The sequence below is a fragment of the Komagataeibacter sp. SM21 genome, assembly GCF_041402665.1.
GTDB classification, from domain to species: Bacteria; Pseudomonadota; Alphaproteobacteria; order Acetobacterales; family Acetobacteraceae; genus Komagataeibacter; species Komagataeibacter saccharivorans.
This window is the reverse complement of the sequence record NZ_JBGLOV010000040.1, coordinates 1-8,869: the sequence shown is the minus strand read 5'-3', so window position 1 is coordinate 8,869 and position 8,869 is coordinate 1. Positions and strand designations below refer to the sequence as shown.

At 54.3% G+C, this 8,869-nt stretch carries 9 protein-coding genes and 2 pseudogenes; 1 reads left to right on the top strand and 10 read right to left on the bottom strand.

Features of this window, described 5'->3' with window-relative positions:
- Positions 1-118 precede the first annotated feature (118 nt).
- The 5 genes and pseudogenes from ACBR42_RS16490 to ACBR42_RS16470 all read right to left on the bottom strand — a co-directional run bounded on the left by ACBR42_RS16490 (position 119) and on the right by ACBR42_RS16470 (position 4,470).
- On the bottom strand, positions 119-733 hold the full coding sequence (locus tag ACBR42_RS16490; protein WP_371208751.1) for a phosphoadenosine phosphosulfate reductase family protein: 615 nt from the start codon (positions 731-733) through the stop codon (positions 119-121).
- 133 nt (positions 734-866) lie between these two features.
- A pseudogene (locus ACBR42_RS16485) lies at positions 867-1,147 on the bottom strand (transposase); the annotation flags it as partial.
- Between the two features lie 518 nt (positions 1,148-1,665).
- On the bottom strand, positions 1,666-2,496 hold the full coding sequence (locus tag ACBR42_RS16480) for a replication initiator protein A (RefSeq protein WP_371208750.1): 831 nt from the start codon (positions 2,494-2,496) through the stop codon (positions 1,666-1,668).
- 49 nt (positions 2,497-2,545) lie between these two features.
- Positions 2,546-3,451, bottom strand: coding sequence for a ParB/RepB/Spo0J family partition protein (locus ACBR42_RS16475; RefSeq protein WP_371208749.1), 906 nt, complete (start codon positions 3,449-3,451; stop codon positions 2,546-2,548).
- Positions 3,448-4,470, bottom strand: coding sequence for an AAA family ATPase (locus tag ACBR42_RS16470; protein WP_371208748.1), 1,023 nt, complete (start codon positions 4,468-4,470; stop codon positions 3,448-3,450). The genes ACBR42_RS16475 and ACBR42_RS16470 overlap by 4 nt, the downstream gene beginning before the upstream one ends.
- Before the next feature lie 437 nt (positions 4,471-4,907).
- Between ACBR42_RS16470 and ACBR42_RS16465 the strand changes: the two are divergent.
- Positions 4,908-5,242 (top strand): annotated as a pseudogene (locus tag ACBR42_RS16465) (IS5/IS1182 family transposase); the annotation flags it as partial.
- A 424-nt stretch (positions 5,243-5,666) separates the two neighbouring features.
- On the opposite strand, the gene ACBR42_RS16460 reads toward ACBR42_RS16465, so the two are convergent.
- From ACBR42_RS16460 to ACBR42_RS16440, 5 genes are all read right to left on the bottom strand, one after another.
- The gene (locus ACBR42_RS16460) at positions 5,667-6,575 is read right to left on the bottom strand and encodes an NAD-dependent epimerase/dehydratase family protein (RefSeq protein ID WP_371208747.1); all 909 of its coding nucleotides are present in this window, start codon (positions 6,573-6,575) and stop codon (positions 5,667-5,669) included.
- A 21-nt stretch (positions 6,576-6,596) separates the two neighbouring features.
- The gene (locus ACBR42_RS16455) at positions 6,597-6,986 is read right to left on the bottom strand and encodes a cupin domain-containing protein (protein ID WP_371208746.1); all 390 of its coding nucleotides are present in this window, start codon (positions 6,984-6,986) and stop codon (positions 6,597-6,599) included.
- 35 nt (positions 6,987-7,021) lie between these two features.
- On the bottom strand, positions 7,022-7,564 hold the full coding sequence (locus tag ACBR42_RS16450) for an Rrf2 family transcriptional regulator (protein ID WP_371208745.1): 543 nt from the start codon (positions 7,562-7,564) through the stop codon (positions 7,022-7,024).
- 266 nt (positions 7,565-7,830) lie between these two features.
- On the bottom strand, positions 7,831-8,280 hold the full coding sequence (locus ACBR42_RS16445) for a YaiI/YqxD family protein (RefSeq protein ID WP_371208744.1): 450 nt from the start codon (positions 8,278-8,280) through the stop codon (positions 7,831-7,833).
- Between the two features lie 231 nt (positions 8,281-8,511).
- The coding region (locus tag ACBR42_RS16440; protein WP_371208743.1) for a transposase at positions 8,512-8,869 on the bottom strand (358 nt) is incomplete at its 5' end.

The following is an 8,869-nucleotide window of genomic DNA, read 5'->3' as shown; positions in this document are numbered from 1 at the left end:
CAGTCAGGGCGAGGACACGAACCGACCAGCCCCTTGCGCCTGGCCCGCCGGTCTGGTGCGTCCTTTTTTCTCGTATTCCTGTTCTGCTTTTTTCTGCTTTCCGCAGCCACGCCCCGGGCTAACCCGGCCCCGCGCTCTCGCCGAAAGCCCCTGCGGGCAGGCGCCAGTGATCTGTCAGCACGGGGCCTGCCCGGTCGGGCGACAGCGCCTGCCGGACCAGGTCGGGCTGTTGCAGGGCAGCGGGAAACGGGCGCCCCCGATCGGCAAGGGTGTTCAGGTCGATGTCGCGCCGTATCGTGCAGCCGAAGGCATGTTCGTATGCGGCGAAGCGCGCGAAGCGGTCGGGGGCGATGAGGCGGAACGTTGCGGCCTGGTCTGCCGACATGAAAATGCAGCCAAGGCAGGACAGCCGGCCGAAGCCGATCCGGTATGGCAGGGCTGGCACGATGCGGTGCCGCCTGAGGCAGTCCCATACCATTGCTTCCGACCATCCGTGAACCGGACGCCAGTGATCGACGAGACGGGGACGGCGCAGGCTGGCGCGGGTATCGGTACGATGCGGCTCGAATACCGCGTAGCGGGCGCGCCCGGGGCTTTCTTCCGCGCGCTCCCCGGTGATGAACAGGGTCCGGCGGCCGAGGAAGCGGTCCTGCCCGCGCAGCGCCATGGCGGAGACGTTCCCGCCGCTCAGGGCCACGATGATATGGTCGTAGCCCCGCAGGTCTGGTGTCATGCCGCGAACCGGGCCACCGGAGTTCCGGTGCGGATGGCATCAGGGACCGTGCCACCCACCGAGCTGGCCCACAGGCGCAGGGGCTTGCTGTGCCGACCATCCCATGTGAGCGCCTCGCACTCCTTCAGCAGACCCGCCTGCCGGGCGTCACGAGTTTTTTGCCAGCAGTTCCTTCAGCATCGAGACGTCCATCACGCTCTCCGCCAGAAGCCGCTTCAGCTTCGCGTTCTCTTCTTCAAGACCCTTCAGCCGCCTCGCTTCCGATACCTCCATCCCGCCGTATTTCGATCGCTACGTGTAGAATGTTGCATCGCTAATCCCGTGCCTGAGGCACAGATCGGGCGCTGTCGCGCCCGCCTGATGCTCCTTCAGAATCCCGACGATTTGCTCCTGTGTGAAACGTGCTTTCTTCATCGTCTGTCTCCTACGGACAGACCTTACTTCCAATCGAGGGCATTTCAGGAGGCAGGGTTAGTTTGCCCACAGGGGCCACTCATTAAGATGTTATAGAATCTAGTTAAAACGTTACGGGTAAAAAAAGTGTAATATTAATAATACCTTGCGATACCTTTTGGTGCGCGATGTTCCGATAAACAGTGCGCGATATTCCGACCTGTTTCGTGCGTGATATTCCGGGTTTTTGTGCGGGAAGTTCCGAACGGGTGTGCGCGATGTTCTGCTATACGGATGTAACTGGTGTGGATAAGGGTATTTTTTTGGTTCTACTCTGTATCAGAGAGGCACTTACAAACAAAAACCAATGTTATCTTAAAAAAAATAGGCGCGACGTGCGCTGCCTCGCCACAAGATGCGTTATAAAGGGCTTATATCGGAACATCGCGCACGCTACGCCACCGGCGATCGCTGATTAGCCAGGCGATCGGAACATCGCGCACAACCATTTCAAACATGTCGTCAAAAAAGGAAACTGGCTATTTCTTATGATCACGGGTCACTCTCTTGTGCTGAAAAACCACATTAGGACGTGCCCCTCTACCAGTAACTTCAAGAGAAATATCATAGTCCGGGATTTGACCAGACCCGATAACCTTAAGCAAATCCCTCTTGAAAAACCGAAGCTCTCGTGATGTGCCGATTTTGTTAGCTAGTTTTTCAATATTTATTTTCCACTCTGACTGATTACCTAAGTGTTTTCTACCGATTTCGTAAAGGCGACGACCGAGGCCACTCTCGAGTTCAAAGTATTCGGGATTGATCGTAAGAACGCGACGATCTTTAACTAGAGCACGAAACATCCAGTCGTTCAGGGTTATCTCGATGGCTGCCATAACCATTCGACCCGATGCCAATTTTTTTTCAACCACCCGCCATGTTTCAATCCATCCAAACCCTCTCCGCTCGCGTTCAGAAGCCGATTCAATTGATGTTACAATATTGGTGGAGCGTAGACGATGTAGTGCATCTAATAGGAGTTCATAACTTCTTTTACCTGTACCTCTGCCTGTGACCCGCAGAAGATCATGCGCAGCAAAACGAACTGTCTTTTCGACAGGCATATTACGCTCGATACGTTCGTTGATAAGCGAGATAATATAGAGAAGTACGTCTTTGTCCCATATCGTCGCAAGTCCTTTAGGGCCGGGTTCAATTCGTATCTGCGTTCGACCATCCTCGTATACGAGAGGTTCCATGCGGGGCTGCTTCTGAATACTGAAGAAGGGGAACTCCATGAGAGCCCGATCGTCTTTTAACGGGGCATCGACCAATGAATCTATAAATAGGTCGGCTTCATCTTTGGCCATGTAGAGTTCCTATTAGCAGTTTGGCGGGTGCTATAGAGAAAAAAGAAAATTATGAAGAAGTGTTCTCTTCATCAATAGGAAGGCGAGCCAATGTCTCGTCGATCTCCGTGCGTAGCGCTAGAAGCTTGTCACGCTCATTTGCAGAAATTTTGCTTCGCTGTGCCCGAAAAGAGACAAGACGAGAAGATATCTTTTCCAAAGCTTTTAAGGATAATGAGTTCGAATAACGTGGAGGCTTGAGGATGGGAGAAACAACCATCTCAGGCCGTTCTCTAGCATAACGAACTTCTTTGACGGTCAGCTTTCCATTCTCTGCCTGATCGATAAGGGTATTTCGTAAGTTATCGTCAGTAATGCGGGCCAACTCCACGAGAACGTTTTTAGGGACACCGTGCTCTGATAGTCGAATCAGACAATCCTCACCCAATGATAACAAACGAAGGGTTGCGCTGATTTCCCCTTTTGTTTTTCCCAATGTTTCAGCGGCTTCGGCTTGGGACAAGCCTCGCGTTTCCAAAAGGCGTTTTAAACCTCTCGCCTCCTCATGAGGGGACAGATCAACACGTTGCAAGTTCTCAATCAGGGAGGCAACTTCAGAATCTCCATCAAATTCAATAGCAAGGATTGTTGGCCACTGAGCGTGCCCTGCCGCTCGCCATCTACGCTCACCAGCGACAATGACCCATTTTGGGTTACCAAGCGGGTTTTTGCGAACAAGGATCGGCTGAAGCTGACCATGTTCGGTCATAGTTGCAGCTAACTCGTCTAATGCTTTTTGATCAAATGCTTTGCGGGGCTGTTCGGGATCCGCCGTAATCTGGTCTAATCGAGCTTCGAAAGTATGTTTAAATTTTGAATCGCTGCCAATGAAATGCGTGGATGCATCTTCCACCATGCCTGCTGCCATAGTCAGAATTGGAGAGGCCTTTTTTACCCTTTTTCGCACGGTCATCATTTACGTTCCTCGTGGCTTAAGATCGGCGCTAAAGGTAAAGGCAACTTATTATTGAGAGAGCGGGCAACAGATAAGTAGGGAAGCGTTGCTGCCGAACTAGGAGATGATTCAAGCGCCACTTTTCCGGCTCGTGCTGCGTGCCCATACACTGCACTTGACGGTACAGGAAGCAATACGACGCTTCTATCTCGCAACATAATCTGGAGCTGCTCCAGCACTTCTCGATCAACCGATTTTCGTGCGTTGTATTGTGTCGGCAATATACCACTAAGCCGCAAACCCGGATTGAGGCGTCTCTGAATTTTGCTGACTGTCCCCATGATCAGCCCGACGCCCATGGTGTCGTATGGCTCAGTTCGAACCGGAACGATAACCTCGTCTGCGGCAGCGAGACTCATCCATGTCAGCATACCGAGATTCGGCGGCGCATCAATTACTATCCAATCGTATTCGTTACGTACGCTGTCGATAGCCTCGCGCAGTGCGACGTCGAAACCAGGTTCCCTTCGGCTATCGGTTTCAGAAAGCTCGATGTGGCTCGCCACCATGTCATACGGTAGCTCTAGTTCGTCAGGTACGTCTTGAGGTGTGAGAATTACATCTCGTAGAGGCTTATCATTGAGGATGACTTGCGCGGAAGTCTTACCATCATGATAAGCATTTACGTGATATGACGCTAAGAGACCGATAGTGGCGGTTGCCTGCGGGTCCATATCAATTAGCAGCACCCTACAACCAAGGGATCTGAGTGCATATGCAAGATTCAGAGACGACGTTGTTTTGCCGACCCCCCCTTTTTGATTTGCCAGAACGAGTACCCGAGCGACCTGCTTCTGATTGGAAATAAGAGCCGTAAGAGTATGCGCTACGTCCTCTGGAATAGGCTCCCTATTATTCTCCCATCGAGAAATCCTCGGCTTATCGTAACTTCTACCGAGTAAACGATTCAACTCGTCTTTAAGATCTCCCTGACTAAGCCGCAGGGTCGTTCTGAGTTCGCGTAGCAACTTACCATTCATGATCTTGCGTTCCGTGCGTGGATATCAACCGTGTCAACGTCAACAATTATGGTTGACGTTGACGCTATGCGAACTTCAAGTCAAGCAATTTCGTTCCTACTGTCACAAGTTCGGTGGGGTAGCTCGCTAAACAAAGTTCGGACGTCAGAACTCTTAAGGTAGTATGCATGATGAAGGCGCCAGTTTACCGAAATGTACCGACAGTGACTCCGCAGAGGCTACAATCTTCTTCCCGCTTTCAACAAGGCGGACGCACGTGGACATGGCTATAGGCGGAGATAGTTTCTGGCTAGATGTTCAATTTGTGGACACAAAAGTTCGGACGTCAGAACTTTTGCAACTTGGGGATTAACGTAACGATCTCGAGGGCTCGAAAAAACTGTTTTTTGGATATCCCTCTGTGATTTCCTCTCGCGTCATGGTGAGAGGATAGTGGCATGAAGCAGCCCGGTGCGATTGAAAGACTATTCGAGTGCCTTACTACCACACTACGGAACGCCGGTTATCTGCCAATATCAGGCCGGATCCTGGACACAATGCTGGTGAGGGCGCCAAAATAGCGCAATACCAACGCGGAGAAAGCGGATCTTCGGGCGGGGCATATCCCCGAAGGCTGGAAAGACAGGCCCGATGAACGCTTCAGTTCACCAAAGCGAAGCAGCAGGAGGATAGAACGATCCCGTCAACGGATCTCGCCATCTCATTCTTTGGGTATAAATCGCATATTTCCATCAACCGGAAGTTCCGGCTGATCCGAAAATGGAAGGCGACAGGTGGCGACGGCCTTCATATCTCCAATCCAGCGCAAGAGCGCGGTCTGTTCCTTGCTGGTGTTGTCGACACGGACGGTATCACCGCCGGGGTGACGGGCTGCGTCGAGATGATCCTTGCAGACGTCGATCCCGATCTACGCGGGGTGTGGTTCGGGCGTGGAAGCCGTGGCCGAACCTTGGGTATCCGTTCAAAACCCAAGGAAAAGAAGAGGCGATCATACTTTTAAGCCGACCCATTACGGTCTGTCTGTCACCGACCCGTACCCTTCCTGATATTGTCGGCGTGCCCCCCCCCGACAACGCCCTTAATATGCTCAGCGCATCGCAGATCGGAGGCATTCGCCTCGTAACGGATGGACGGGATGCACGGCTCATCCCGTGAGCGGCCATCGTATAATCCGCCTGAAGAGCATATGTCTCGATTTACCGATTGAGCCACGGCAGCCGTTGCGGACTGAAATCCAGCATATTCAGGGCTTTCTGGTTGCACGCGCCCGTAAGACTGTTCTGATAATAGATGCTCTCCTCGCCCATGAGGCGCAGGGCCTCCTGCTCGCCCAGATAGGACGGAACACCTGCCCCGATCCAGTCTGCATAGGCTGGCAGCCATTCGGATAGCTTCGTCGGCTGACTGTCGACAATGTTATAGATCCCCGTCTGTGCCGTCAGCGCCGCTACCGTCGCCCGGGCTGCATCATCTACGTGAATGAAGGAAAACATGCTTCGGCCCGCGCCGATCAGGGGAACTTCACCCCGTGCAAGATGGCGACTGAATGCGCCATCCGGCCAGTACCATGTGCCAGGACCATAGAAGAACCCGTAACGGAGCCCGACGCCTTCCATTGTCGGCGCGCTCAGGACCCGCTTTTCCAGCACCGTATACATCCGCGCGCTTTTACCGATCGTGCCGGGGGCGCTGACCCTGAGCGGCGAGGCCTCTGTCGCCAGATCTTCTCCACCATTCAGATAAAATCCTGACAACTGCTGGATATAACGTCGCACGCGCCACGTCCGGGCCGCGTCGAACAGATGGGCGCCGCCTTCCAGGCGCAGCCTGCAGTCGGCGGCGATGCGCGCCGGCAGATCGAAGGGGCTGGCGGGAAGGGAGGTCAGCTGGTCGATGACCACTTCTGGACGGATCTGTTCGACAAGTGTGAAAATACTGACCCGGTCGAGCGCATCGGCCTTCACGGGACATGCGCCGAGCCTTTCAATCGCTTCAAGGCTGTGAGGACGATGGGCCAGTCCCCAGACTTCGTGCCCCGCGCCCCGCAGGCGCCTGATCAGCGGGCGCCCCAGTGCGCCACTGGCACCTGCAACAAGAACCTTCATGATGTTTCGATCCCCTTCGGCTCAATGTGCGGGGAAAACGAAGGGCGCAGTCTTGTCCTTGACGAAAAACGCAAGGAAACGGGCGGGCTCCGTCTGGCTGGCATTACGCCCGACGAGATGGACATCGTTCGGTCCTTCAAAGAAGGTCTGCCCTTCTTTCAGGGTCACAGGCATACCGCCCTTGACCTGCATGATGACGCTTCCCTTCAGCACATACACAAAGACTGAAGCATTGTGCCTGTGGATCGGATCGGACTCTCCGGGACCGTAATCGACTGTCAGCATGGCCCCTTCCCTGCCGGGCATGCCTTGCAGGTCATGGGCTGTCAGGGGCGTGACCGTGGTGGCTGCATGGAGGGAATGGGTGCAGAAGCTTGCGGCTATGGCGCCGAAAGCAAGAAATTTGCGCATATTCGATGTTCCTCTTGCGAAAGGCTTATGATGATTCAGGAATTACCTGATCTTCTGCGTTGCCTGACCTTGTGGGTCCGACGGGTCTGGACACGTTCGTCGAACCATGACTGTGCCTCTCCAAAGAAAAGGGCAGGGGCCTTATTGCGGACTGATATGGCCAGATCGGCGAGCGTTGTCTCCGCCAGTTCCTGCCGCATGGCCTGCTCAGCCCGCAGCATGACGCCATGAATTCCACACACGCCCCGTGTCGCCCATTCAGGCGGCCGTTGATCAAAAAGCGCGCAGCGACCACGAATTTCCTGACAGTTGAAAAGGTTCTTCTGGCCTTCAACCGCGTCCACAACGGCCAGCACGGTGATCTCCCCGGCTGGTCTGGCCAGTCTGTAACCGCCTTTCAGGCCTTCAGACGCGGTGAGAAGCCCTGCCTTTTCAAGCTTGGGAAGCAGCTTGGCGACGAACGCCGCAGGGATTTCCTGCAATTCCGCGAGATCAAGGCTGCTGACAGGTTCAGGATTGTCCACCAGCCACAGCAGGCTATGGAGGATATATTCGGTGCTTGCGCCATAAAGTGCCATACGCGGATCATATAAGTCCGCGTTATGATTCGCAAGACGGCATACCGGGACCGCTGCCGATACAACGATATGAAATATACTGCTGGAAGACTGGACGTTAAGAAAACAGCTTTTAAAGCAGGCCGGCTGCTTGGTGATGGAGGAGCAGACAGGCAGCAGCGCCTCATTTCAGTCGCTCAACGGGTCATCCAGCCAATCCGGAAACCGGACATTCCCGCTTGGAATTTCAAGCGGACTGCACCGCATCAGCCGGTATTCCGGTCACATCACGGCTTGCGTGCCCTTACAACCATCGTATCGAGTTCCGAGAGGAAGCGAGATCGATCCGCCTTCCCAAACGTAGCCCCGGTCGAGGTCATAACGCCCACCGAGCGCAGATCTGTCATCAGATTACGCATCGCCAACGCCATGCCAATCGCATCACGGTCCAGACGGCGCCCTTTCGGTTCAAGAACGTACGAGCCTTTTTCAATGCAGCGCGCCGCCAGTGGAATATCGGCCGTAATGACGATGTCCCTGTCTGAAGTGCGCTCGGCAATCCAGTCATCTGCGACGTCAGGCCCTGAATCTACCACTACGCGCTCGATTAACGGCGATCCCGGCACCGCAATCATCCGGTTGGAGACAACGAAAACATGCAAGCCATAGCGCCCGGCCACACGATACACTTCGTCTTTCACGGGGCAGGCATCAGAATCGATGAAAATACGGACCATGCCGCAATCTGCCGCAGCATCGCATGAACCGCAAACCCCGGGCCACTCGACCACGGACGCAGATGACTGGTTTCGCCTACATTGCGGACGTTATGTCTTCGGTTGCCAATATCGAACTAACGAAGATTACCCTAATTCATTGGTAACTATTAATGATAATGCACGGTCTAGTGAGGTGGCCCCGTCCGTTCGGACAGTTTTGCGGGCTTGATAAGCTATCCCCGGTTGTTGTTATGCCGCTCTTCTGACGGCGTTGCTGTTGGCCATCTGGTCCGGGGTTAACCCCGGACCAGATGGCGTCGGCACGTTATGATACGCCTCATCGGGCGTTCGTCCAGCCAGCGCCGTATGCGGACGCCTTTCGTTATAATGGGCGATCCATCTGCCAAGCCCGGCCCTCAGTTCTGATCCGGTCTCGAACGCGTGCAGGTAGACGCATTCATATTTCAGCGACCGCCACAAACGCTCGATGAACACGTTATCCAGCCATCGCCCACGCCCGTCCATACTGATGCGGATCTGACGCTCTTCCAGTATCCCGGTGAAACGGGGTGTCGTAAATTGCGACCCCTGGTCAGTATTGAAAATG